The sequence below is a fragment of the Halorubrum vacuolatum genome (assembly GCF_900188065.1).
GTDB classification, from domain to species: domain Archaea; phylum Halobacteriota; class Halobacteria; order Halobacteriales; family Haloferacaceae; genus Halorubrum; species Halorubrum vacuolatum.
The window spans coordinates 61,676-87,926 of sequence record NZ_FZNQ01000011.1 but is presented as its reverse complement, the minus strand read 5'-3'; the positions used below and the strand labels follow the sequence as shown (position 1 = coordinate 87,926).

General features: G+C 62.5%; 19 protein-coding genes. 10 read left to right on the top strand and 9 right to left on the bottom strand.

Going from position 1 to position 26,251, the window contains the following annotated elements; all coding sequences use genetic code 11:
• Positions 1-77: 77 nt before the first annotated feature.
• A complete protein-coding gene (locus CHB65_RS11120; protein ID WP_089385141.1) occupies positions 78-653 on the top strand; it encodes a hypothetical protein in 576 nt (191 codons plus the stop codon).
• Positions 654-671: 18 nt separating this feature from the next.
• Here CHB65_RS11120 and CHB65_RS16935 read toward each other — a convergent pair whose 3' ends face one another.
• Together CHB65_RS16935 and CHB65_RS11115 are read right to left on the bottom strand one after the other, a co-directional pair.
• On the bottom strand, positions 672-917 hold the full coding sequence (locus CHB65_RS16935) for a hypothetical protein (protein WP_143420409.1): 246 nt from the start codon (positions 915-917) through the stop codon (positions 672-674).
• 28 nt (positions 918-945) lie between these two features.
• Positions 946-2,277 carry an aminotransferase family protein gene (locus CHB65_RS11115; protein ID WP_089385140.1) on the bottom strand — a complete coding sequence of 444 codons (1,332 nt, stop codon included), beginning with the start codon at positions 2,275-2,277 and terminating at the stop codon, positions 946-948.
• Between the two features lie 353 nt (positions 2,278-2,630).
• On the opposite strand from CHB65_RS11115, the gene CHB65_RS11110 reads away from it, so the two are divergent.
• Positions 2,631-3,800 carry a glutathione-independent formaldehyde dehydrogenase gene (locus CHB65_RS11110; RefSeq protein WP_089385139.1) on the top strand — a complete coding sequence of 390 codons (1,170 nt, stop codon included), beginning with the start codon at positions 2,631-2,633 and terminating at the stop codon, positions 3,798-3,800.
• A gap of 71 nt (positions 3,801-3,871) precedes the next feature.
• Here the strand turns inward: CHB65_RS11110 and CHB65_RS11105 are convergent, their stop codons facing one another.
• Positions 3,872-4,225 carry a hypothetical protein gene (locus tag CHB65_RS11105; RefSeq protein ID WP_089385138.1) on the bottom strand — a complete coding sequence of 118 codons (354 nt, stop codon included), beginning with the start codon at positions 4,223-4,225 and terminating at the stop codon, positions 3,872-3,874.
• A gap of 123 nt (positions 4,226-4,348) precedes the next feature.
• Between CHB65_RS11105 and CHB65_RS11100 the strand changes: the two genes are divergently transcribed.
• Positions 4,349-5,701, top strand: coding sequence for a DEAD/DEAH box helicase family protein (locus CHB65_RS11100; protein ID WP_089385137.1), 1,353 nt, complete (start codon positions 4,349-4,351; stop codon positions 5,699-5,701).
• Between the two features lie 97 nt (positions 5,702-5,798).
• On the opposite strand, the gene CHB65_RS11095 is transcribed toward CHB65_RS11100, so the two are convergent.
• Positions 5,799-6,392, bottom strand: coding sequence for a hypothetical protein (locus tag CHB65_RS11095; RefSeq protein ID WP_089385136.1), 594 nt, complete (start codon positions 6,390-6,392; stop codon positions 5,799-5,801).
• A 115-nt stretch (positions 6,393-6,507) separates the two neighbouring features.
• Between CHB65_RS11095 and CHB65_RS11090 the strand changes: the two genes are divergently transcribed.
• Together CHB65_RS11090 and CHB65_RS11085 are read left to right on the top strand one after the other, a co-directional pair.
• Positions 6,508-6,945, top strand: a complete 438-nt coding sequence (locus tag CHB65_RS11090; protein WP_089385135.1) for a helix-turn-helix domain-containing protein — start codon at positions 6,508-6,510, stop codon at positions 6,943-6,945.
• Between the two features lie 171 nt (positions 6,946-7,116).
• Positions 7,117-8,415 (top strand): IS4 family transposase, encoded by a 1,299-nt coding sequence (locus tag CHB65_RS11085; protein ID WP_089385134.1) that lies wholly within the window; start codon positions 7,117-7,119, stop codon positions 8,413-8,415.
• A 38-nt stretch (positions 8,416-8,453) separates the two neighbouring features.
• On the opposite strand, the gene CHB65_RS11080 is transcribed toward CHB65_RS11085, so the two are convergent.
• A complete protein-coding gene (locus tag CHB65_RS11080; RefSeq protein ID WP_143420408.1) occupies positions 8,454-10,193 on the bottom strand; it encodes a homing endonuclease associated repeat-containing protein in 1,740 nt (579 codons plus the stop codon).
• Positions 10,194-10,423: 230 nt separating this feature from the next.
• On the opposite strand from CHB65_RS11080, the gene fni reads away from it, so the two are divergent.
• The 5 genes from fni to CHB65_RS11055 all read left to right on the top strand — a co-directional run bounded on the left by fni (position 10,424) and on the right by CHB65_RS11055 (position 21,193).
• A complete protein-coding gene (gene fni, locus CHB65_RS11075) occupies positions 10,424-11,506 on the top strand; it encodes a type 2 isopentenyl-diphosphate Delta-isomerase (RefSeq protein WP_089385132.1) in 1,083 nt (360 codons plus the stop codon).
• A gap of 153 nt (positions 11,507-11,659) precedes the next feature.
• The gene (locus tag CHB65_RS11070) at positions 11,660-13,171 is read left to right on the top strand and encodes a DUF790 family protein (protein ID WP_089385131.1); all 1,512 of its coding nucleotides are present in this window, start codon (positions 11,660-11,662) and stop codon (positions 13,169-13,171) included.
• A gap of 166 nt (positions 13,172-13,337) precedes the next feature.
• Entirely contained in the window at positions 13,338-16,553 is a 3,216-nt protein-coding gene (gene gyrB, locus CHB65_RS11065) for a DNA topoisomerase (ATP-hydrolyzing) subunit B (protein WP_089385130.1), read from the top strand.
• Positions 16,553-19,087: a DNA gyrase subunit A gene (gyrA, locus tag CHB65_RS11060; protein ID WP_089385129.1), complete on the top strand. Its 2,535-nt coding sequence runs from the start codon at positions 16,553-16,555 to the stop codon at positions 19,085-19,087. Before gyrB ends, gyrA begins: the two co-directional genes overlap by 1 nt.
• Before the next feature lie 60 nt (positions 19,088-19,147).
• Positions 19,148-21,193 carry an AMP-binding protein gene (locus CHB65_RS11055; protein WP_089385128.1) on the top strand — a complete coding sequence of 682 codons (2,046 nt, stop codon included), beginning with the start codon at positions 19,148-19,150 and terminating at the stop codon, positions 21,191-21,193.
• Positions 21,194-21,259: 66 nt separating this feature from the next.
• Here CHB65_RS11055 and CHB65_RS11050 read toward each other — a convergent pair whose 3' ends face one another.
• From CHB65_RS11050 to tpiA, 4 genes are all read right to left on the bottom strand, one after another.
• The gene (locus CHB65_RS11050) at positions 21,260-22,066 is read right to left on the bottom strand and encodes an acyl-CoA synthetase family protein (protein ID WP_089385127.1); all 807 of its coding nucleotides are present in this window, start codon (positions 22,064-22,066) and stop codon (positions 21,260-21,262) included.
• 63 nt (positions 22,067-22,129) lie between these two features.
• Positions 22,130-23,278, bottom strand: a complete 1,149-nt coding sequence (dnaJ, locus tag CHB65_RS11045) for a molecular chaperone DnaJ (protein WP_089385126.1) — start codon at positions 23,276-23,278, stop codon at positions 22,130-22,132.
• 84 nt (positions 23,279-23,362) lie between these two features.
• Positions 23,363-25,273 (bottom strand): molecular chaperone DnaK, encoded by a 1,911-nt coding sequence (gene dnaK, locus CHB65_RS11040; RefSeq protein ID WP_089385125.1) that lies wholly within the window; start codon positions 25,271-25,273, stop codon positions 23,363-23,365.
• A gap of 166 nt (positions 25,274-25,439) precedes the next feature.
• Complete coding sequence (gene tpiA / locus CHB65_RS11035) at positions 25,440-26,084, bottom strand: triose-phosphate isomerase (protein WP_089385124.1); 645 nt, start codon at positions 26,082-26,084, stop codon at positions 25,440-25,442.
• Between the last annotated feature and the right edge of the window lie 167 nt (positions 26,085-26,251).

Below are 26,251 nucleotides of genomic sequence, written 5' to 3'. Positions count from 1 at the left end.
TGCCTACAGGAACGAGGCAGTCCGGCCGCCGCCCCATCGCGCCGAACGGTTTTCCCGCCGAGACGCGAAAGAGGACCATGGAAGTCACCACGGCCGACATCGACGAGTACGTCGAGCGATATCGCGAACAGGAGCCGCTGTATCCGGTCGAACAGGAGTCGGTGGAGTCGCTTCCGCGTGCGTTTCGGACGGGCGAGTATGGCAGGCGCGACGCCCAGTGGGTGGTGCGGTGGTATTACCGTCGGTATCTGGGTGCGTTTCCCGACGATGAACGACGAGACATCGAGACTCGATTCGCCGGTGCGGACTTCGAGACGGTCCGAGACGCCATCGCGCTCGCGACAGAGGCGACTCCCGACGAGTACCGTGAGGCGCTCGCCGCCCTCGCCGACTTGCCCGGATCGAACCTCGCGGTCGCCTCGGCGTTTCTCGCGTTCACACATCCCGAGGAGTTCATCGTGATCGGGGACCGCGAGTGGCACGTCGTCTCCTCGCTGTCGGAGCTTGCGGATGAGTATCCGGATCCGCCGACCGCCGAGGCGTACTCGCGATACCTTCAAACGTCACGGGGTCTCGCGAGCGACCTCGACTGTGATCTTCGCGAACTCTATATGGCGATCTGGCGGATCTGGAAGGAATCCGCCGAACGATAACACCGGATCTGTGCGGCCTCAGGAACGGACCCACGCCCGGGGATGCTCACGCCTGAGATGCGCCTGATACGCACGAATGAGCGCCGGGTAGGAGTCCGCGACCCCGTGCCAGCCGCAGTGTTCACAGGCCCGTTCGACCGCATCATCGTTGTGTTGGACGTACCCGCCCCGTCTGTAGGTCACCATCGTTCGCTTCCGAAGCCGATTCGGTGTGAGAGAATGGAGGGTGTCGAGCCGTATCAACCCATCGCTAACTGGGAACATGGAGCACGGCCACACCCTCGCCGAGGCGTCACACCGATTCGTCGGTAACCGACTCGATCGCTCCAATGACCGTTTCGGCGATCTCCTGAATGGACTCGGGTGAGGTAATAAACGGCGGACCCAACAGGAGGTGATCGCCGGCCCGCCCGTCGACCGAGCCGCTTCCGGGATAGACGTAGACACCCTCCGCGAGACAGGTCTCAAAGATCCGCTTGCTCACCCGTCGATCCGGATCGAACGGACGTTGCGTCTCGACGTCGGCCACGAGTTCGATCCCGTACATGAGCCCAAGCCCACGGATCTCCCCGACATGTGGATGGTCCGTCAACGGGGCGAGCGCCGACCGGAGTGTCGCCCCCCGATCCCGAACATCGGCGAGCACGTCCTCGTCGTACTGCGCCACGACGTGATCGGCGACCGCCGTCGAGAGCGGATTGGCGCTGAACGTGTGCCCGTGAGCGAAGGCGTGTTCCGAGTCCGCCTCGAACGTCTCCGCGATTCGTTCAGTGACGATCGCCGCGGCGATCGGTGCGTACCCGCCGGAGATCCCCTTCCCGACGGTGAGGATGTCGGGGGCGACGTCGGCGTGGTCGACGGCGAAGAACTCCCCCGTCCGCCCGAAGCCCGTCATCACTTCGTCGGCGATGAAACAGACGTCGTGTCGGTCACAGATGCGGCGGATCTCGCGGTAGTACGTCGGGTGGGGATGGGCGGCACCGAGCGTCGAGCCCGAGACCGGTTCGGCGATGAACGCCGCGACGGTTTCCGGTCCTTCACGGGTGATCGCCGCGTCCAACTCGCGCGCCGCGGCGATCGCCTGCTCCTCAGGCGTTCCCTCATACGTCCAGCGATACGGGTATGCGGCGGGGATCCGCGGCCCGCGTTTGAGCAGCGGGACGAACGGCGCGGTGCGGGTCGGTTTCCCGCTCAACGAGAGCGCGCCGAGTGTCGCCCCGTGATAGCTTCCGTGGCGACAGATCACGGTCTGTTTTCGCTGATTTCCCTGCGCGAGATGATACGCGCGAGCCAGCTTGATCGCCGTCTCGTTCGCCTCGCTCCCAGAACCGACGAAGAAGGCGGCCGAAAGCGGATCCGGAGTGAGTTCTGTGAGTCGGTCGGCAAGCCGCTCGGCGGGGTCGTTTCGAAAGTACGACGTCGAGACGTACGCGACCGCCTCGCTCTGATCGGCCATCAGCTCCGACACGCCCGGAACCGAGTGACCGAGATTGACGACGAGCGCCCCCGAGGCGGCGTCGATGATCCGCTCCCCATCCGTTGTGATCAGAAATTCGTCGTGTGCGTGGTCGACCCGTGGAGCGTCGGGGTTCGTCCCCGACCCCCATTTATAAAACGTCGTCATGGCTTGGCCTACACAAACCACGGTATAGAACCTTGGCCCAGCGGCCAGCACCACTGGTTGCTGTGACCAATTGACGGCGTCGTCAGTCGAGGTCGACGGTCGGCCGTGCCGAGTGATCGATCACCCGGTGTCCGCACGCCCCCAAAAACGTGTTTAGTTTGTTAGCTGACATATAATCGAAACCCCCGACGATCCACGGTCCGTCCCGTGGGCGTCAATGGTTTTTCGACGCTCTACTTCGGGTGCCAATGATATATAACTAATTAACATTACCCACCTCGAATTTATTAAGTGTAACTGTCATGTAGATACGTTTACGTACGGTCGGTTAGATCCTCCGAACGGATCACACCATGAAAGCAGTCGTTTACCAAGGGCCATACGAGGTGGCCGTCGAGGAGGTCGAGGACCCGGAACTCAAACACCCGAACGACGTGATCGTCGACATCACGACGTCGTGCATCTGCGGCTCCGACCTGCACATGTACGAGGGGCGAACCGCGGCCGAGGAAGGGATCGTCTTCGGCCACGAAAACATGGGCGTCGTCTCGGAAGTCGGCGAGGCGGTATCGACCCTCGAGGAGGGCGATCGTGTCGTCATGCCGTTTAACGTCTCCTGTGGATTCTGTCAGAACTGTGAGGAGGGGTTCACGGGCTTCTGTACCAACGTCAACCCCGGCTTCGCCGGCGGGGCGTATGGCTATGTCGCCATGGGCCCGTATCCCGGCGGACAGGCCGAAAAGCTCCGCGTCCCATATGCGGATCACAACGCGCTCAAACTGCCGGAAGGACGCGAACACGAGGACGCCTTCGCGCTGCTCGCGGACATCTTCCCGACCGGCTGGCACGGCACCCGACTGGCGGATCTCCAGCCCGGCGAGTCCGTCGCGGTCTTCGGTGCGGGACCGGTCGGACTGATGGCGGCATACAGCGCGAAGATCCAGGGTGCCTCGGAGATCTACGTCGTCGACCAGGTACCGAGCCGGCTCGAGATGGCCGAGGAGAACTGCGATGCACACGCAATCGACTTCCGCGAGGGCGACCCGGTCGAGCAGATCATCGACGCCCACGGTGGCATGGTCGACAAGGGCGTCGACGCCGTCGGGTATCAGGCGACCGACCCCGCGGACGTCGACACCGACACCGAGGACTACGCCTACGACCCGGCCAAGGAGAACCCGGCCATCGTGCTCAACAACCTGATCCGCGTCGTTCGGCCGACCGGCCAGCTCGGCATCCCCGGTCTGTACGTCCCGGAAGACCCCGGCGCGCCCGACGACATGGCCGCTCAGGGCCGTCTCGGGATCGACTTCGGGAAGTTCTTCGAGAAGGGCCTCAAGTGCGGCACGGGCCAGTGTAACGTCAAACAGTACAACCGGTACCTCCGCGACATGATCATCGAGGGCCGCGCGGACCCGAGTTGGGTCGTCTCACACCGCGTCAGCCTCGAGGAAGCACCGGAGATGTACGAGGCGTTCGACGCCCGCGAAGAGGGCGTCACGAAGGTCCTGCTCGAGCCCTAAACGGCACACGGACTCACCTCAAAACACGATTTTTTGAACGCCGACCGCGCAGCGACGGCCACACGGTCCGATCACGTGAACGGCACGCCGACGGCGTCCGTGATCCCGGCGAACGGCAGGACCGCGAGGACGAGTATCGCCGACCCCCACGCGATGAATCCGATGATCCCCGAATGGAGCCACGAGGTCCCATACCGGCGCCGGATAACCCAGATCCAGGCGATAAGCGGGATGAAATCGCCGACCAGCGGGACCCACGAGAGCAACAACTCCGAGAGCCCCCAGACGATCGCCCCGAAGAGCGCGGTAAAGACCGCGTGGCTGTAATCACGCGTATCCGCGACGACGCTCGCGGCGATGAAGATGGCGAGTCCGCCGACGAGCAGTCCGACCACGAACGCGATCAGCGATCCGATGAGGCTCATATCCGCCGGTACGTGGCCGGTCACTTCAGGCTACCGACATCCGTCGACCGTCGCGTGATCCCTCTCCCATCGTCACGCTGGCGACCCGGTGACCCTTTATGAATTGCCCCCGAGGAGACGACGATGAGCGTCCGACTGACCTACGAGGACGGGACCATCCGGGTCGATGCGCCCGAAGGCGCTGTCGACTCCCTCCCGCCGCTCCCCGGCGTCGAGGCTGATCCCCGCACCGGGAACGGGCGCGCACCGGCACACCGGTACGCCGCCATCCGTCGGGCGCTTTCGGTGGCCGGATTGCACGTCGAGGATCGTGTGCTGGATCTCCCGGCGCTTGACCTCTCGACGGCGTATGACCTCCGTGAATACCAACGGGAGGCGCTCGACGCGTGGCGCGACGCGGACGACCGAGGCGTGCTTGAACTCCCCACCGGGGCCGGAAAGACCGTCATCGCGATCGAGGCGATGGTCGAACTCGGCACGCCCACGCTCGTCGTCGTGCCGACCATCGACCTCCTCGAACAGTGGGCGACGGAGTTGGAGGCGGAATTCGACGTTCCGATCGGCCGGTTCGGCGGCGGTACACAACGTCAGGAGGCGATCACGGTCTCGACGTACGACTCGGCATATTTAAAAGCCGAGGACGTCGGCGACGCCTTCGGACTCGTCGTCTTCGACGAGGTACACCATCTCGGAGGGGAGGGCTATCGGGACATCGCGCGGCTCCTCGCGGCGCCCGCTCGTCTGGGACTCACCGCGACGTTCGAGCGACCCGATGACGCCCATGAGGTCGTCGCCGAGCTGGTCGGCGACCGGGCCTATTCAGTCGACGTCGATGATCTCGCCGGCGAGCATCTCGCCCCCTATGACGTGCGCCGGATCGAGGTCGAGCTCACGCCGGCCGAACGGGAACGATACGACGCGAAACAGTCGACCTTCGTGGAGTACGTCAGGGAGGCCGGGATCACCTTCACGAACGGGAGCGACTATCAGGAGCTCGTCAAACGCTCCGGCAACGACCCCCGAGCACGGGAGGCGCTGCTCGCGAAGTCCGCCGCCCGCGACATCATGATGAACGCGGAGCGGAAGATCGAGCGGCTCGCGTCGATCCTCGACCGTCACCGTGAGGACCGGATCATCGTCTTCACCGCCCACACCGACCTCGTCTATCGGCTCTCGGAGCGGTTCCTGCTCCCGGCGATCACCGCCGAAACCGGTGCCGAGGAGCGCCGCGAGATTCTCTCACGCTTCCGTGATGGAACCTACGGCCGCGTCGTGGCCGCGAACGTCCTCGACGAGGGCGTTGACGTCCCCGACGCCAACGTCGCGGTCGTGCTCTCGGGCTCGGGCAGCGAACGGGAGTTCACCCAGCGGCTCGGCCGGATCCTCCGACCGAAAGATGACGGCGGACGGGCGATCCTGTATGAACTCGTGAGCGCCGAGACCGCCGAGGAGCGGGTTGCCGACAGGCGGCGGTGAGGGGAATCCGTGGGGGTGTGAGGGGCGTGGCGTTTGTCGTTATAAACGCGAGGGAGTTGCTGTGTATGTATCTCCGACTCGCTGTATGGGGCCGAGTCTAGGGAACGTCTTCAACGACGCGCCGGAGGTCCCCCTCGTCTTCCCACGTGAGCACACGTGTCTCCACCGCTTCTTCGAGCACCTTCAGATGGGACGCGGCCATCCCATTATCGTACTCCTCACGCATCCGCTCCCGATCCTCGTACACCCGCTTGAGGATCCATAGCACGTCCCGAAGCTCGGTCTGAACGCGGTACAGGTAGCCCAACTCCCATACGTGGCCGCCATCGAAATTCTCCAGTACACCCACGATCCACGTCGCTTGCGTCGCCAAAATATCGAAGACGGGTGCCCAGAGATCGATGTCCTCGGTATCGAGATCGACATCCTCCAGGCGAATCCCAACCGCGTTCGGACGGCTATCAAACCAGTCGGTGACCATCTCCCGACGCAACCCCGCCTCTCCCGATCCACTACCGACGATCACATATCTACGCGATGCCCGTTTCATCGCATCAAGCGGGTCGGCATTGACGATATTTTTGAGACGCTGATGCTGTTCAGGAGTAAGCGAAAGGCGCTCCGGGAAGCGTACCTCCTTTCGATCGATCCCAACTAACAGCTCCTCATCGCCGCCTTCGCGTTCACCCATTCCACTTTGGCTTCCGTTACAATCATTGATAAGAGAACTGATTGTACAATCACTTGTAGAACTACTTGACGCCATTGACCAAGTGTTTATGTCGATCGCCGTTCGAGTAGGGAATATGAAGCCGGAAACGCAACAACCCCCGTCGGGCGATCGGGGGGTCGGAGAGGGCGGTTCGTTTGACCGCTGGAGCGCCCTACAGAAGGCCACGGATACGCCGCGAGCCAACGTGCTCGCGGACATCGTCGGGCATCCGAAGGGCGCACCCTGCGTCAAAGAACTCGATTATATGAATCCAGATCTCGGTGAAGACGCGATCAGGCGGCACCTCAACGTGCTCGAAGCGTACGGTGTCGTCGAGGAATTGGTCGTCCCTGCAGGGTCGCGCATCCGTGGGTACCCATACAAATTCTACACGCTATCGGATGACGCGCGGGAGATGTTCGACGACAACGACCTGTTTCCGGAGGATGCGTGGTCCCGACAATACGATCGCGTCGAGAAGACGAACGAGATCGCGGAACTCGAACGGATGCCACGGCCGACGACGCGGTGACTCACGGCCGACGACGCGGTGACTCGGGGATACAGATACAGTCGCCAAGTTTGAATGTCCCTGAAAGTCCAGCAGTGGGTACGTAAACCATCCGTGTTCGGTTAAGGGGAGAAACCGACAGACAGCGCTCTGTTGACGAAGTTATCGTGGTAGACCGCGTGGGGAGAGAATGTGTTCAAAACGCTCTCCCCAGATCTCATACGACGGCGGTTGACTTCCCTGTTTCCTGCTGAGCTTATCGAAGACATCGCGCGCGAGCGCGATGTCGTCCAGCGTGACCGGAAGATCGACATCACGATGCTCGTCTGGACGCTCATTATGGGCTTCGCCGTCGACGGCGAAGCCCGTACCATCGCCGGATTTCAACGTGCATACTCCGCAGCAACCAATCAGACCGTCGCCCGCTCAAGCTTCTACGATCGGTTCACGCCGGCTCTAGAAGCACTGTTGAGCGACCTCCTCGAGCACGCTCTCGAGGAGGTCGCGGTTCCTCACACGATCGCTCCGCAGTTCGAACTGTTTCGAGAGGTGCTGATCGCCGATGCAACCGTGTTCAGGTTGCATCGGCTTCTCGATGCGTTTCCAGCCACTCACCCGGATCAATCCGGTGCGAAACTTCATCTCGTACAGAACGCGACCAAGCAGACGATTGAGCAGTTCCAGCTCACCGATGAACGTACTCACGAGAGCAGCCAACTCCACACCGGGAGTTGGCTGCGAGGGCGGCTGTTACTGTTCGATCTGGGCTTCTACAGTTTCCGTCGGTTCGCGTTGATCGATGAGAACGGCGGGTTCTTTCTGACTCGGCTGAAGTCGAACGCGAATCCGTTGATCGTCGGCGAGCGACGGAAATGGCGCGGGCGCGCCATTTCCTTGCCAAAGCGCCGTCTTCGGGACGTTCTAGGAGATCTCACACGGGAGATCATCGATGTAACCGTGGAGATCGAGTTCAAACGGCGGGCATACGCTGGGAAGCAGTCAACCGATTCGATGGAGCTTCGCGTCGTCGGTGTCCACAACGAGGACACCGACGACTACCACCTGTACGTGACGAATCTCCCCGATGAGTTCACTCCGAGACAGGTCGCGGCGCTGTACGGGTTGCGGTGGGAAGTGGAGTTGCTGTTTCGGGAGTTGAAGTCGCTGTACGGACTGGAGAAGTTCGAGACAAGCGATCCAGCAATCGTGGAGCTTCTGGTGGTGGCGGCTCTGCTGACGCTGACGGTCAGCAGAGCCTTGCTGGGCGTGTTTCAAGAGCGGTTTCCTGAGACAGTCTTCCCGCGAGAACGCTGGGCGAAGACCTTTCGGTCTGTCGCCCAGCTGATCCTCGAAGATCTGGCCCAGTCGCTCGGGTATCCGCCGCCGAACTTGGCTGAGTTGATGTTTCGTGACGCTCGTCAACCAGAGAGATCACGCGTCTTACTGAACGAGCGTGTGGCTAAAGCTTTCGTGAGGCCATCTAATGCTTAACCGAACACCGATGGTACGTAAACCAAGGTCGCATTCGACTACTCGAACAATTCGTGAATTGCCGCGCGGTCGTCCCATCTGATGTGGATATCAGCCGGAATCTTCGCGCCAATGACCACATACTTACGCGTCTCAAGACTATCCATCGCAGCCTCCGCCTTGTCCTCCGCCGTCACGTCTTGATTATATAAGTCACCCCAATCTTGGCCTTTGCACTCGATCACGTAGTCAGCCGTGACAAAATCAGGCGTATAACTCCGCCCGTCATCGTACTCGATCGTGAGCCCTTCATATTCATACTCTACGCCGATATCGACCAACAACTCGGCGACTTTTAATTCGAGAACCGAAGCCACCCAATGATCGAGATGGTCTGGATTTAGCATCTTATGTGGTTCTAATCCAGCCTCGATCAGCGCATCGGTCCACGAGCCGAACCGATGAGAATACACAGAGTGACCAAATTTTCCATGTTGCGTCATTTCGTCGCGTGTTGGCGGCCGACCGAATTTATCGGTCAGTCTGCGGAGTTCGCTCCTCAGTTCGTCGTTGGGGATGTTCACGCGCCTTACAGGTTCCAGACCGGCCGCTCGAAGTGCGTCGTTCCAAGTACCGAATCTGGCGCTGTATGTTTTTGAATCAAACTGACCGTGTTGATCCATATCCCGCCGTTCCGGTGTTATCTCGAGTTCCCGAGCAAGCGACCGCAATTCATCCAATAATTCGGCTTCCGGAATACCTGATCGGACGTGTAGATCGAGGCCTGCCTCCCTGAGGGCGTTGTTCCACGTTCCAAAAGCTGTAGAATAGGTTGCATGGGCAAAGCGGCCTAATATGTCCATGTCCTCGACAGTGGGAGTCCTGCCCAGACTCTCGTGAAGACGAGAGAGTTCCGTCAGTAATTCTTCTTTGGGAATATTGGTCCGATTGTGAACCTCAAATCCGGCAGAAATTAGCGCTTCATTCCATGAACCAAACGATCTTGAAAACGTGCCAACCGAGTACAATCCGTCACCCTCCATTTCCTTTGCCGTCGGTGGTCTGCCATATTTGTCCTCTAACCGAGTGAGTTCAGCAATGAGTACCTCTTTTGAAAGGTTCTTCTGACGGTTCGGCTCAAATCCGGCGGATCTCAATGCATTGTTCCACGTTCCGAATTTAGTTGAGAACGTCTTAGCTCCAAATTCTCCCTCCGTTTCCATATCTTCGGCTGTTGGGGTACGTCCCAGACAATCGCTGAGCCGCCTGATTTCGTTTATAAGGGCGTCTCTCGGAATGTTACGATACCTAATAATTTCCAATCCTGCTTCCTGTACCGCATTGTTCCACGATTCGAACGTCTTAGAGTAGGTCGCCGTTCCGTACTCGCCGAGTTGGGCCATGTCACGGGACGTTGGCGTCCGTCCGAGCTCATCCGCCAGCCTAGCCAATTCATCAAGCAAGTCCGACTTACTGATATTCTGCTCCATATTAATGTCCAAATCGGCGGCTTTGAGCGCCTCATTCCACGAACCAAACATATCCTGGTAAGTCTTAGAACTGTGAGCTCCGAGCTGATTCATATCCCGTAACCCAGGAGGATGACCCAGTCGTTCAGCAAGTCTCTGTAGTTCGGTGATCAGTACTCCGCGAACCTCATCTTCGCTGTGTGCGGCCGCTCGATGGATCCCCCTGCCCTTATTAGAGTCGAACGTCCGTCCGCAGACTTCGCAATCGTACAGGTCACCGTCTGAACCAACACCCTGCGTAAAATCGGTGAGTGTAGATTGGTCACTCATTTGGAGGTGATAACCAGACATTTCGTTGACTTATATATTATAGGTACTGGCGGGTTCGTTGGCATCACCGATCTACGTCAGATATGGTCAATCGTCCGAAATCGGAGGATGGCTGGTGCGGATCGGCGCGGAGAGTCAGCCACGAGCAGCGCGTCGTTTCGGCAGCCAGTCGAGCAACACTAACGCGGTAAATCAGTAGTATTTTGCAATCGCTCCCGATAGATAGAATAATGACAGAACGGCACTCGCCGGAGATCGAACGCCGAAAGGACGACCACATTCGGATCGTACAGGAGCGGGACGTCGAGACGACCGGAACGGGGTTTGAAGACGTTCAGCTCGTCCACGAGGCGCTTCCGGAGATCCATTACGACGCCATCGATACCTCCGTCGAGTTTCTCGACCGTGAGCTCTCCGCGCCGATCGTTATCGAAAGCATGACGGGCGGGCACGGAAACACCACGGAGATCAATCGGGCACTGGCCCGTGCCGCAGGGGAGACGGGTATCGCGATGGGGCTTGGAAGCCAGCGTGCCGGCCTCGAACTCGACGATGAGAGCGTCCTCGAATCGTATACCGTCGCCCGTGAGGCCGCCCCCGAGGCGTTTATCTACGGCAACCTCGGTGCCGCACAGCTCCGGGAGTACGGCCTCGACACGGTTGAGCGTGCAGTGGAGATGGTCGAGGCGGACGCGCTCGCCGTCCATCTCAACTTCCTCCAGGAGGCCGTCCAACCCGAAGGCGACGTCGACGGTCGCGATTGTCTCACGGCTATCGACCGGGTCGTCGAGGGGCTGTCCGTGCCGGTCATCGTGAAGGAAACAGGAAACGGAATCTCCGCCGGGACGGCCCGAAAGCTGGCCGACGCGGGCGTCGACGCGATCGATGTCGCCGGGAAGGGCGGGACGACGTGGTCCGGCATCGAGGCCTACCGCGCGGCCGCGGCGAACGCACCACGACAGCAGCGGGTTGGCACGCTGTTCCGGGAGTGGGGGATCCCGACCGCGGTCAGTACGATCGAGTGTGTGACCGAACACGACTGCGTGATCGCAAGCGGCGGCGTACGGTCGGGACTGGACGTCGCGAAGGCGATCGCGTTAGGTGCGGTCGCCGGCGGGTTGGCAAAACCGTTCCTGAAGCCAGCCACCGCCGGGCCCGAGGCGGTGATAGAGCAGATCGAGGACCTGATCGCCGAGTTGCGGACGGCGATGTTCGTCACCGGTTCACGGACGATCGCGGACTTACAGCGGACGGACTACGTGTTGCACGGGAACACGCGCGAGTACGTCGCGCAACGAACCGGTCGGGACTGATATCCGCTATCCAGAAGCGAGCCCCCCGACCGCCTCACCGGTCTCGATCCCTCGCCGGCGGGCGGATACTCGATGAGACGTCGTAACTGAGGGGACGGCCGCTGCAGGGAATCAACCCGAGCGCTTTAGGGACCCTCCATCCGACCCTTGATTGTGCTCCGGAAGGACCTCCTTCGCGTCTCCCGCGCCGGCGGCGGCTACCGACCGCAGTTCACCGAGCGACGCCACCGGCCCCTCGCGGCGAAGGTCCTCGGAACGTTCACCGAACACGTCGGGAGCCGCCGCGCTGATCTCGACGATGCCTTGGAGCAGTTGGAGGCCGAAGCGGCGGACTTCAAACTCGTCCGCGGGTTCGCGGCGCTCGTCGAACGGGAATGTTCCTTCGAGGTCGATGCGCCGCTGCCGCCGCGACGGGTTCGCCGAGCCGCCTTCGAGGCCGCCGCAGCGGTCGGCGTCGCCTCCGCGGCGGAACGCGAGCGGGCGATCCGTCTGGCTGCCGACTCACTCCAGGTGGATCCCGACGCCATCGAGGGGAGCCTCTATGCGGACCGCGCGGTCAACGAGGTCCTCGTCGACGCCGACGTGCCGTGGGATCCGGAGACGTTGTGTGCGCAGTACGACCTCTCGTTGGCCCAGACGGCGCTTTTCGACGCCACCGAGGTCCGCGTGCGCTCGAACGACCCCAAGGCGCTCGTTTCGGCCGTCAAGCGGCTTCGATTGATGTATGAGATCGAACGGACGTCCGAGGGCCGCGAGCTGGTCGTCACCGGCCCCGACGCGCTCTTTCGGCGGACCAGACGCTACGGCACGGCGTTCGCCCGGCTGCTGCGGACCGTCGCGGGCACCGCCGACTGGCGGCTCACGGCGACGATCGACGACCGCGGCCGCGAACGGACGCTCACGCTCTCCGACCGTGACATCTCGGTGCCGGATGTCGAGCCGCTCGCGGAGCCAGCCTTCGACAGCGGCGTCGAGGCCGACTTCGCCGGGCGGTTCCGCGCGCTCGACCTCGACTGGACGCTCGTCCGCGAACCCGAGCCGCTGGAGACCGGCACCCGGGTGATGATCCCCGATTTCGCCTTCGAGTACGACCACGCCGACTTTCGGCTCTTTTTCGAGGTAATGGGCTTTTGGACCCCCGAATACGTCGAGAAGAAGCTCGCACAGCTCGGCGAGTTGGAGGACGTCGAGATGCTCGTCGCCGTCGATGAGAGCCTCGGGGTCGGCGAGGAGATTGCCGCACGGGACCACCGCGTGGTCACCTACTCGGGGACGGTTCGGGTGAAGGACATCGTGGACGTGCTTCGGGAGTACGAATCAGACCTCGTCGCCGATGCGGCGGCCGCGCTGCCCGCGGCACTCGTTCCCGACCCGGATGTCGTGACGCTCGATACGCTTGCGGCCGAACACGGGGTCGGGATGGATGCGCTCGCGGGCGTCCGGTTCCCCGAACACGAACGGGTCGGCGGCTCGCTCGTCCGCCCGGCGACGATCGACGCCATCGACGACGAGTTGACCGCCGGAATGTCACGGGACGCTGCTGAGTCCGTACTCGACGAATACGCCATCGCGGAGACCAGCGCGCTGCTCTCACGGCTTGGCTACCGGATCGAGTGGGATGGACTCACCGACGGGACGCTCCAACCGAAAGGCGAATCGAAGTGAACGGATTCGTGTTGCCGTAGTGAGTTATTTCCTTCGTGATGTGTTGCCATCGGTGATCTGTCTACATGTGTTGCCATCGATGATCTGTTCTTACCGTTCCGGCGTGCGCGCCCGCGCGCGTACGCCGGCTTTATTAGTGGGGGACCATTAGGTTCTCTCACGTTCTATGCCAGAGGAAAGCGAATACGGTGCGGGCCAAATTCAGGTCTTAGAGGGCTTGCAGGCCGTTCGTAAACGTCCGGCGATGTATATCGGCTCCACGGACGACCGTGGGCTTCACCATCTCGTCTATGAAGTCGTCGACAACGCCATCGACGAGGCCCTCGCGGGCCACTGTGAGGCGATCGAGGTGCGGATCCACGAGGACGGTTCGGTGAGCGTCACTGACGACGGCCGTGGGATCCCCGTCGACACCCACGAGAAGTACGACCGTCCGGCTTTGGAGGTCATCATGACGGTCCTGCACGCGGGCGGGAAGTTCGACTCGAAGTCCTATCAGGTCTCGGGCGGACTTCACGGCGTCGGCGTGAGCGTCGTGAACGCCCTCTCGAAGCGGCTCGAAGTCGAGGTCAAACGCGACGGCGGCGTCTTCCGTCACGGCTTCGAGCGCGGCGAACCCGAACCGGATGGGTTCGAGCGCGTTCGTGACCTCGACGCCAACGAGGGGACCGGGACGTACATTCGGTTCTGGCCTGATGACGATATCTTCGAGACTACCACGTTTACCTTCTCGACGCTCGCGAACCGGCTTCGTGAGCTCGCCTTCCTCAACTCCGGCGTCGAGATCACCCTCGCGGACGACCGCGACGGCGAGACGGAGACCTTCCAGTACGACGGCGGGATCCGCGAGTTCGTCACCTACCTCAACGAGACGCGCTCGCCGATCCACGAGGAGGTCATCTACTTCGACGGCGAGTCCGACGGTATCCACGTCGAGGTCGCGATGCAGGCGACCGAGGAGCTACAGGGCTCCGTCCACGCCTTCGCGAACAACATCAATACCCGCGAGGGCGGCACCCACCTCACCGGATTTAAAACGGCGCTCACCCGCGTCGTCAACGACTACGCGAACGAACACGACCTCATTAGCGATCTTGACGCCAACCTGAAGGGCGAAGACGTCCGCGAGGGGCTCACCGCCGTCATCTCGGTGAAACACCCCGATCCGCAGTTTGAGGGACAGACGAAGACGAAGCTCGGAAACTCCGAAGTTCGTGGCGTCGTTGAGTCCGCGACCCACGAGCGACTCGGAACCTTCTTCGAGGAGAACCCGGAGACCGCGCGGAAGGTCGTTCATAAAGCGGCGGAGGCCGCGCGGGCACGGAAGGCCGCGAAGAAGGCCGAGGAGCTGACCCGGCGGAAGTCGGCGCTCGAATCGACGGCGTTGCCGGGCAAGCTTGCGGACTGTCAGACCCGCGATCCGGCCGATTCGGAGCTGTTCGTGGTGGAGGGAGACAGCGCGGGTGGCTGTTTTACTGGTGATACCGAAGTTGCCCTCGCTTCCGGTCGGTCGATCACGTTCGAACAACTGGTCGAGGAACACGAGGAGGGGAAGACCCACTACTGTTACACCGTCGGACCCGACGGCCGGATCGAGATCGGTGAGATCACGCATCCGAGAGTGACGAAGGAGAATGCGGAACTCGTTCGAGTCACGCTCGATAACGGCGAGACGATACGATGTACCCCGGATCACGAGTTCATGCTCAGGGACGGGAGCTACTGTGAGGCGCAGGATCTCGAGGACGGACAGTCCCTTATGCCGCTGTACCGTAAAACATCGGATTCCGACGAGAAGAACATCACCATCGACGGCTACGAGATGGTCAAACAGCCCGCAATGCGTGGGTTCTGGGAGTTCACGCATTTGCTCGCGGACCGCTATAATCTCGATCGAGAGCAGTATGCCGAAGTCGACGGGGATCACAAACATCACGTCGATTTCGACAAGCGGAACAATCGGCCGGATAACATCCAGCGCCTCCCGAAAGACGAGCATCTTCAGCTACACCGTGAACACGCGACACGAACGCTCCATACCGAGGAAGTGTTCGAGAAACTCCGGGAACTCAAACGAACCGACGAGTTCCGCGAGAAGATGAGCGAACGCATGCAACGTGAGGAAACAGTTGAGTTACTGCGTGAGCAGGCGAAAAAGCAGTGGGAAGATGATGAGTATCGTGAGGAGATGCGGGACGCGTGGCAGAAGTATTACAATACACATCCGGAATACAGAAAGCGCGTCCGCGAGCGCTTAACACGAGAAGCAAGGGAATACTGGGCCGATGAATCGAACCGGGAAGAGCAGTCAGAACGGGTCGAGCAGTATTACGAGAACAATCCGGAAGCAGTCGAGGAACGCAGACGGGAAGCAGAAAAACAGTGGAAAGACGAAGATCTTCGTGAGTGGCGAAGCGAGAAGACAAAAGCGCAGTGGGATGAGGATTTCAGAAAAAAGCGCATGGAGGCATACAACCAGACATACTTCGAGCACACCATCCCGTTCATGCAGGAGGTTCTTGAAAAAGAAGGTGATCTCGAGAACTACGACGAGCGGAGACGACGTGATGGTGGCCCCAACGTGCTCACGAAGTCGACGACGATAGAGAAGTTCTTCGAGGACGAATCGGAACTGATCGAGGCCGTTCGGACACACAACCACTCCGTCGTGTCGGTCGAACCCATCGATGAGACAGAGGACGTATACGACCTCGAAGTTCCCGGCACGCACAACTTTGCGCTCGAATCCGGGGTGTTCGTCCACAACAGCGCCAAACAGGGCCGAAATCGCGAGAACCAAGCGATCCTGCCAATCAAGGGGAAGATCCTCAACGTCGAGAAACACCGCCTCGATCGCATCCTCGAAAACGACGAGATCCGCTCGCTCATCACCGCGATCGGGACGGGGATCGGCGAGGAGTTCGACATCGAGGACGCCCGCTATCACAAGATCGTCCTGCTCGTCGACGCCGACGTCGACGGCGCACACATCCGCACGCTGCTTCTCACCTTCTTCTATCGCCACATGAAGCCGCTCATCGACGCGGGCTACGTCTACGCGGCACAGCCACCGCTCTACCGGATCCGGAAGGGTGGTGAGACCTACGACGCGATGACCGACGCCGAGCGCGACCGGATCATCGAGGAGGAGTGTGACGGCTCGCCGACGCAGGTCCAGCGCTTCAAGGGGCTCGGCGAAATGAACCCCGACCAGCTCTGGGAGACGACGATGAACCCCGAGAACCGCATCCTCAAACGGATCACGATCGACGACGCGGCGGCCGCCGACCGCATGTTCAACGTGCTCATGGGCGACGCCGTCGAGCCGCGAAAGCAGTTCATCAAAGAGCACGCGACCGAAGCCGAGTGGGTGGATATCTGATGAGTTCCGAGACACCAGCACCCGGGCCCGAAGACGTCGGCGCCGCCCGGATCACGACCGCACGCATCGAAGACGAGATGGAACAGTCGTACATCGACTACGCGATGTCGGTGATCGCCGGCCGGGCGCTGCCGGACGTCCGTGACGGGTTGAAACCCGTCCACCGCCGCATTCTGTACGCGATGAACGAGGCCGGGATCTCGGCACGTTCGGCGCACCGAAAGTCCTCATCCATCGTCGGCGAGACGATGGGTGATTATCACCCCCACGGCGACAGCGCCATCTACGACGCGTTGGCGCGGATGGCACAGGACTTCTCGTTGCGGTACCCGATCGTCGACGGCCAGGGGAACTTCGGCTCCGTCGACGGCGACCCGCCGGCGGCGATGCGGTACACGGAGGCGCGGATGTCGCCGATCGCCGAGGAGCTGTTGGCCGACATCGAGCGCGACACGGTCGACTTCCAGCCGAACTACGACGACCGCTTGGAGGAGCCGGGGGTGTTGCCGGCGGCGTTCCCGAACCTGCTCGTCAACGGCTCCTCGGGGATCGCGGTCGGAATGTCGACGAACATCCCGCCGCATAATTTGGGGGAAGTCGTGGACGCGACGGTCGAGCTGATCGAGGATCCGGACTGTACGGTCGCCGACCTGATGGAGCACGTGAAGGGGCCGGACTTCCCAACCGGCGCGAACATCGTCGGACGAAACGCCGTCCACAAGGCCTACAAGACGGGGCGAGGGCGGATCCGCGTCCGTGCGGAGTTCGAGGTCGACGAGGAAGCGGGGCGGATCGTCATCACCGAGTTGCCCTTCCAACAGAACAAAGCGCGGCTCGTCGAACGCATCGCCGACGACGTCAACGAGGGCGCGATCGAGGGAATCCGCGACCTTCGCGACGAGTCGGACCGTGACGGGATCCGGATCGTCGTCGAATTGAAACGGGATGCGATGGCGGAGGTGGTGAAAAACCAGCTGTTGGAGAGTCACCTCGAACGGACCTTCGGCGTGATCAACCTCGCGTTGGTCGACGGCGCGCCACAGGTGTTGAATTTAAAAGAGACGCTCGAACACTACGTCGATCATCGACGTGAGGTCGTTCGTCGGCGCTCGGAACACGAACTCGAAGAGCGTTCGGACCGCGCCCACATCCTCGAAGGTCGGTTAAAAGCGTTGGAGCAGGTCGACGACGTCGTCGAGACGATCCGTGACTCCGAAGATCGCGACGCGGCGCGGGCGGCGCTCGAAGCCGAATTCGACTTTTCGGAGCCGCAGGCGGAACACATCGTGCGGATGCAGCTCGGCTCGCTCACGTCGATGGAGACCGCGGAGATCGAGTCGGAGTACGAGGACGTCACCGACCGCATCGAGCGACTGGAGACGATCCTCGACGATCCCGACGAGCTCGATGCCGTCATCGTCGAGGAGTTGGAGGCGGTGAAAGCCGAGTACGGCGACGAGCGACGCACGAGCTTCATCGAGGACACCGGGACGGTCACCCACGAGGACCTGATCCCCGAAGAGGAGTGCGTCGTCGTGATGAGCGAGGACGACTACATCAAGCGAATGCCGCTCGACGTCTTCCGCGCCCAGAACCGCGGTGGGAAGGGGATCATCGGGACGGCGTTAAAGCAGAGCGACCGCGTTTCTTCGGTCTTCCGGGCGAACTCCCACGCGTATCTCCTCATCTTCACGAATCAAGGGCAGATCTATCAGCTGAAAACGTATGAGATCCCCGAGATGTCACGGACTGCACGCGGGAAGTCCGCGGTGAACCTCCTCGATCTGGACGACGGCGAGGAGATCGAAGCCGTCGTCGCCACCGAGGACCTCGATGACGAGGAGTTCCTGACGATGGTCACGCGGGATGGGTACATCAAGCGCACCGCCGTCACGGCCTTCGAGAACATCCGCTCGACGGGGATCCGCGCGTTGACGCTCAATGATGGTGATGAACTCGTCGACGTGGAGGTGACCGACGGCACGACGGACATCGTCATCGGCACCCGTGATGGGATGGCGATCCGCTTCGATGAATCGGAGGTCCGCTCGATGGGACGGACGGCCCGCGGCGTCTACGGCGTCGACCTTCGTGAGGGCGATCAGGTCGCGGGGGTCGCCGCCATCGACGAGGATCGACACAACTGGGTCCTCACCGTTACCGAAAACGGCTACGGAAAACGCTCCGACCTCGACGAATATCGACCTCAGTCACGGAACGGGATGGGGCTCGTCGACATCAAGACTGGCGGCCGAAACGGTTCGGTCGTCGCCGTCGAGGCGGTCACCTACGGCGATCACCTGCTCGCGATGAGCGCCGATGGCCAGATCATGCGGACTCGCGTCGAGGAGATCTCCACGGTTGGCCGAAACACGATGGGCGTCATCGTGATGTCCCTCGATGAGGACGACGAGGTCGCCTGCGTCGACATCGTTCCGGAACGGGTGTACGCTGGCGACGATGCCGCATCCGTGGACGGACGTGACGTGGATGGTAGCGACGTGGACGCTTCGAGCGAGCACGGAGACGACTGAGGACCGGGCCAGATCGTTCAGGAAAGTTACTTACCGTTCGGCCGGAAATCGGCGGACGAGATGGACGATCACGAGTTACTCGGCGAGGTCGTGTACGAGCCGGATCCGGCGTTCGTCGAGTCGACGAACGTGGCCGCGTTCATGCGCGAACACGGGATCGAAAGCCACGAGGAACTGATCGAACGGACGACGACGAGGGTCGACGGCGCACCCGACTCGGGGATCGACTGGTTCTGGGACGAGATAATCGAGTACCTCGGGATCGATTTTTATACCGAGTACGACGCCGTCCGTGATGATACCGAGGGACCACAGTTTACGAGCTGGTATCCCGGCGGCGAGATCAATATCGCTCACAACGTGCTTGATCGACACGCGGCGATCGACTCGCAGAACCGAAACCGGGTCGCACTGATCTGGGAGGGTGAACCCGGCGACGTCAGGGAGGTTACCTTCCACGAACTGCACCGGGAGAGCAACCGGGTGGCGAACTACCTCGAATCGGTCGGGATCGGGACTGGTGACACCGTCGCGTTATATCTGCCGATGGTGCCGGAAGTCGTCGCCATCCTCTATGGGTGTTTAAAAGTCGGCGCGATCGTCGTGCCGATCTTCTCGGGGTTCGGTACCGAGGCGACGGCGACGCGGATCGCTGACGCCGAGGCGCGCGTGTTGTTCACCGCCGACGGCTTCTATCGGCGCGGGAGCGAGGTGTACTTAAAGAGCGACGCCGACGCGGCCATCGAGGAGGCGGGCCACGTCGAACACGTCGTCGTCTACGATCGGCTTGGAGAGACGCCAGCGTCGGAATCCGGAAGCGATACGAAGGCTGTTGACTCCACAGCCACCGGATCGGTCCCATGGAATGATGACCGCGACGCCACCTATGAATCGGCGATCGGCGCACAGCCATCGACCTACGAGACGAAGCGGCTCGGCTCCGATCAGGAGTCGATGCTGCTCTACTCCTCGGGGACGACGGGCACGCCGAAGGGGATCGTTCACACCCACGCCGGCGTGCTGGTGCAGTGTGCAAAGGAGATCTACTTCGGCTTCGACGCCAAGCCGCACGATCGGTTCTTCTGGGTCTCCGATATCGGCTGGATGATGGGTCCCTGGACGCTCATCGGCAACCACACCTTCGGCAACACGGTCTTTATGTATGAGGGCGCACCGGATCACCCGGAACCGGACCGTTTCTGGAAGCTGATCGACCGCCACGGGCTCACCGTCTTCGGTATCTCCCCGACGGCGATCCGGGCGCTCCGTAAACACGGCGACGAGTGGGTCGAGGGGCATGACCTCTCCAGTCTTCGACTGCTCGGATCGACCGGCGAGCCGTGGGATCCCGAATCCTGGCTCTGGTTCCACGAGGTGATCGGCGGCGGCGAGGCACCGATCATCAACATCTCCGGGGGAACGGAGATCTGTGGCTGTTTTCTGATGCCGATGCCGACCCAACCGCTGAAACCCTGTACGCTCGGCGGCCCGGGTCTCGGGATGGCGATCGACATCGTCGATTTCGACGGCGAGTCGGTCCGGGATCGGCACGAACGTGGCCTGCTCGTCGCCCGCGATTCCTGTCCGTCGATGACGAAAAGCCTCTGGTCGGGTGATGAACGCTATCTCGACGAGTACTGGTCGCGATTCGGGGATCTGTGGGATCACGGCGATTTCGCCCAGCAGGACGAGGACGGCTTCTGGTTCCTCCACGGCCGCGCGGACGACGCGCTGAACGTCGCCGGTCGAAAGGTCGGCCCGGCGGAGATCGAGGGGGTACTGATCGAACACGACGCGGTCAACCAGGCCGCCGCGGTCGGCGTCCCCGACGACACGACCGGGACGGCCGTCGTCGCGTACGTCGTCTTAGAGCCGGGCATAACACCCACCGATGACCTCCGTGAGGAGCTTCGCGAGGTCGTCGGCGCGGAGCACGGTAAACCGTTCCGGCCGCGGGAGCTCCTCTTCGTCGACGCGTTCCCCAAAACCCAATCCGGGAAGATCATTCGTCGCGCCATCGAGGCCGTCCACACCGGCGAGGACCCGGGCGACCTCTCCTCGATGGAAAACCCGGAGGCGCTGGAGGGGCTACGAGATCCCGATTGAGTGGAGGCCGGCCCCGATTGAGCCGAAGGCATCCTCGACTAAGCCGAAGGCGGCCCCGACCGTCGGTCACCAGAGCGGCGGCGGCGTCACTCGCCGCGGCTCGGGAACGGTCTGCGATCCCATCGATCCATCAGCCTCCGGATCCGCCACGACTGCCAGATCGCCACGTCGCTGCCGATCCTTCTCGCCCCCGTTTTTCGTTCGTTCCGATGCGGTCAACACGACCGACCCGCCCGCAACGAGGGGGGCGAGGACGCCCGCGACGACCGCGCCGGGATGAACAAGCGACGTCCGCAACACCACCCGTGAGTCGGCCGTGAGGTCATGTGCCGTGACGACGCGGTCGGCGGCCTCGATCGCCGTCGCGTGACTCACCTCGCGTTCCTCATGCGAGGTGGTTTCATCCGTTTCCCTCGCGGACATCACGAACAACGGGTCGTCCGCGCCGACGGTTGCGGGCGGCGTCCCTGGGTTCTCGCTCCAGAGCTCCTTCTCCCAGTGGGTAGTCTCGGGTCGCGTTGGCGGACCGCCGTAGGTAACGAGGTTCGTTCCCGGGTCCGGGTGATATCTTTCCTCGTCCCCGACCGGAACGAACACGATCCGGTCCCCGGCGGCGACACCCTCGGCCGGATCGAAGCGGACCCGTGCGCCGAGCCGCGCCGCGCCGAGGAACGCGGTGATCGAATGGATCCCTGGGTCCGGATCGATGGCGACCGTCGATCCCTCCCGCGCGCCGAGATACCTGAGTACGTTCGCCGACTTGTACGCGTTCGTGATCAGATCGTGATAGCTCCGTTCGCTTCCCGTGGCGGTCACGAGCGCAATCGCACGGCTACGTCGGTCACGGGTCAATAGATCGCCGACGACGTTCATAGGTATCCGTCAGGGTGAGCCGGTGTTAACGGTCACGACGCGCCGGCGATCACGATCAGTGAGTCAGAACGACTCCTTCAAGCGATCGAAGAAGCCGCCGCCCACGTCGACCTCCTCCCCGCCGGCCTCCGCGAACGCCTTCAGCGCCTCCCGCTGTTCGTCGTTGAGCCGCTCGGGGACGACAACGGCGACCTGTACGTAGAGGTCGCCGCGCTTGCGTCCACGCCCGCGCCGTCGCAGGCGCGGCATGCCCTTCCCGCGCAGTCTGAACGTCTCGCCGCTTTGTGTGCCGGCGGGGACGTCCATCTCGACGACCCCGTCCACGGTCTCCACCTCGATCGTGTCGCCGAAGACCGCCTGTGGGAAAGAGATAGCCTCCGTGACGCGCAGGTCGTCGCCGTCACGCTCGAACCGCTCGCCCACGTCGACTTCGACGTCGATCAGCAGGTCGCCGTTCGGCCCGCCGTTCTCGCCGGGTGCACCCTCACGCTCCATCCGAAGACTCTGACCAGACCGGATGCCTGCGGGGATCTCCACCGAGAGCGTCGCCTCCTCACGGATGATCCCGTCGCCGGCACATGCCGAACAGTCCTCGCTGTAGAGCTCTCCCTCGCCCGAACAGCGCGGACACGTCGAGGTCTGCTGGACGCGGCCGAGCGGCGTCTGTTGAACCTGCCGCACCTGCCCTTGCCCGTTACACTGTGGACACGTTCGGATGTCTGCGTCGGGTGGATGCCCGCTGCCGTTACACTCATCACATCGGGTCGGACGCGTCAGCGTCACCTCCTTCGTCGTGCCCTCGAACGCCTCCGAGAGGTCGATCGTCAGTCCCGTCCGGAGGTCACGCCCCTGACGCGGCCGGTCGTCGCGGCCGCCACCGCCGCCGAAAAACTGGTTGAAGAGGTCCTCGAACCCGCCGCCGCCGCCGAACGGGCCGCCTGCCCCGCCCGGCCCGCCCGCACCGCCGCCCGTAGCCCCGCGCTTGTCTGCCTCGGTGAACCGGTCGTGGCCGAGTTGGTCGTACTGGCGGCGCGTCTCCTCGTCGGTGAGGACCTCCTTCGCCTTCTGGATCCGCTTGAACCGCTCCTCTGCGTCCTCGGCGTCGCTGACGTCGGGGTGATACTCGGCGGCCTTCTTGCGATACGCCTTTTTGATCTCCTCCTCACTGGCGTCCCGTGAAACCCCGAGTACGTCGTAGAAGTCCTCGCTCATATATCGTCGTCGTTGGGCTTTCGTCTCTCTTCTACCCGCTTAAATGGACCGTCTGTACATCGTCGGCGGTCCGATGGACGCGTGTCACTCCTCGTCGTCCTTGACGTCCTCGAAGTCCGCGTCGACGTATTCCTCCCCGTCATCGCCTGCGGCCTCGGCACCGCCGGGTCCGGCTCCTCCGGGGCCGCCCATACCGCCCATACCACCCGGACCGGCTCCGCCGGCACCGCCGGGTCCGGCCTGTGCGGCCTGCTCTTGATACATCTGTTTGCCGATCTCCTGAAGCTGTTCGGTGAGGTCCTCCGTCGCGTTCGTGATCGCCTCGGTCTCGGCGTCCTCGTCCTCCAATACCGCCTCGACGTCCTCGATGGCGGCCTCGATGTCGCCGATGAGATCGTCGTCGATGTTCTCCTCGTTCTCCTCCACGAGCGTCTCTGCGCGCTGGATCGTCGTTTCCGCCTCGTTGCGCGCCTCGATCCGCTCACGGCGGGCCTCGTCCTCTTCGGCGTGTTTCTCGGCCTCCTCCTGCATCCGTTCGATCTGCTCATCGGAGAGCCCGGCACCGCCCTCGATGGTGATCGATTCCGCGTTTCCGGAGCCCTGGTCCTCCGCGGAGACGTTTACGATCCCGTTCTCGTCGATGTTGAACGACACCTCGATCTGCGGCATGCCGGCGGGTGCTGGCGGGATGCCGGACAGTTGGAACGCGCCGAGCAGCTCGTTCTTTTCGGCGATCTCACGTTCACCCTGGAACACCCGGACGTTGACCGAGGTCTGGTTGTCGGCGGCGGTGGTGAATACCTTCGACTCCTCGGTCGGGATCGTCGTGTTCTTCTCGATCAGCCGCTCGAAGAGGCCACCTTTCACCTCGATACCGAGCGAGAGCGGGGTGACATCAAGCAGGACGATGTCGTCGACGTCGCCCGAGAGCACCCCGCCCTGCACGGCCGCACCGAGCGCGACCGCCTCGTCCGGGTTGACGTTCTTTTTCGGCTCCTTGCCGACCAGCTCCTCGACTTTCTCTTGGACCTGTGGCATCCGGGTGGAGCCGCCGACGAGAATGACCTCGTCGATGTCGGATTTCGCGTAGCCGGCGTCCGAAAGCGCCTGCTCGGTCGGTTCGACCGTCCGATCCAGCAGGTCGGTCGTCAGGCTCTCGAAGGTCGCCCGCGTGACGGACTGTTCGAGGTGGACCGGGCCGCTATCGGTCGCCGTGATGAACGGGAGGTTGATCGTCGTCTCCTTCTTCGAGGAGAGCTCGATCTTCGCCTCCTCGGCGGCGTCTTTCAGCCGCTGGAGCGCCTGACGGTCCTCGCGAAGGTCGATACCGTGGTCGTTTTTGAACTCCTCGGCGAGGTGGTCGATGAGCGCCTCGTCCCAGTCGTCGCCGCCGAGGCTGTTGTCCCCGTTCGTCGCGACGACCTCGTAGACGCCACCGCCGAGGTCGAGAATGGAGACGTCGAAGGTGCCGCCGCCGAGGTCGTAGACGAGGACGGTCTGATCCGATTCGTCGTCGAGCCCGTATGCCATCGAGGCGGCGGTCGGCTCGTTGACGATCCGTTCGACCTCGAAGCCGGCGATCTCGCCGGCGTCCTTGGTCGCCTGCCGCTGTTTGTCGTTGAAGTAGGCGGGGACCGTGATGACGGCCTTCTCGACGTCGTCGCCGAGGTACTCCTCGGCGTCGCGTTTGATCTTCTGCAGGATCATCGCCGAGATCTGCTCGGGGGTGTATTCGTCGTCGCCGATCGCGACGGTGTAATCCCCCTCGCCCATGTGCCGTTTGATCGATTGGATCGTCCGGTCCGGGTTCTGAACGGCCTGATTCTTTGCCGGCTTCCCGACGAGCCGTTCGCCGTCGTCGGAGAACGCGACGACGGAAGGCGTCGTCCGATCGCCCTCCGCGTTCGCGATGATCTCGGGTTCGTCACCCTCCATCACCGCGAATGCGGAGTTCGTGGTACCGAGGTCGATACCGAGGATCTTGTTGCTCGCCATCTTGGGATATTCTATCGGCTTCCGTCGGTTAAAGGTTACTAGATACGCCGAGACCGCGGTTCAGCGTATCCTCGCTCTGTCATGCGATTTTGAGAAACCACTGGTCGTGTGAGACGGTGTCTTTATACTGATCCGCAAATCCAGTTCGTCGCCCGCCGGAGTGACCTCAGATCTCGGAGACGAGGTCCACCAGGGCCGCCTCCGGATCGTCGGCTTTCGCCACGCCCGATGCGAGCAGGATCCCCGAGGCGCCGAGGTCGGCGGCGGCCGCGACGTCCTCGCCGGTGGAGACGCCGGCGCCACAGAAGACCTCGACGTCGGGGTCGACGGCCGCAGCCGCCGCGACAGCGTCCTCGACGATGCCGGGATCGGCCGTCGAAACGGAGACGTCCCCGCCGATGAGCTCCGGCGGCTCGACGGCGACGGCGTCCGGTCCGAGTGCGGCCGCCGCGCCCGTCTGTGTCGGGTTGTTCGCACAGACGATCGTTTCGAGGCCGGCGCGTTCGGCGGCGGTCACCGACCCGTCGATGTCGGCGAGTTTGCGGCGGTTCTCCGAGTGGTTGATGAGCGTCCCGGCCGCGCCGTTGTCCGCGACCGCCTCCGCGAGCGTCGACCCCGTGTACGAGCCATGACCGTTCGAGGAGACGTGTTGTGCCCACGTCTCCACATCCGTTTCCGCGACGCGCGAGAGGTCCGCCGCCTGTGGGGCGACAGCGATTCGGACGCCGGAGGATTCCGCGACGTCGCGTGCGGCGGTCGCGACCTCGATCGGATCACACGGGTACGCCTTCAGGTTCACCAGGATGAACATACCGGTACTCGTGAGCCGTGAGCGCAAATAGCTTCATATTCGTGGTCGATGGAACCGGTGACGGTATCGGTTCGCTTGCCGCCAATCCGTGATCCGTGTTCTCAAACAACACGACTTATACTGTTGGGAGGGGTACTACCATATACCCCCCGCGAGAGGATCCTACT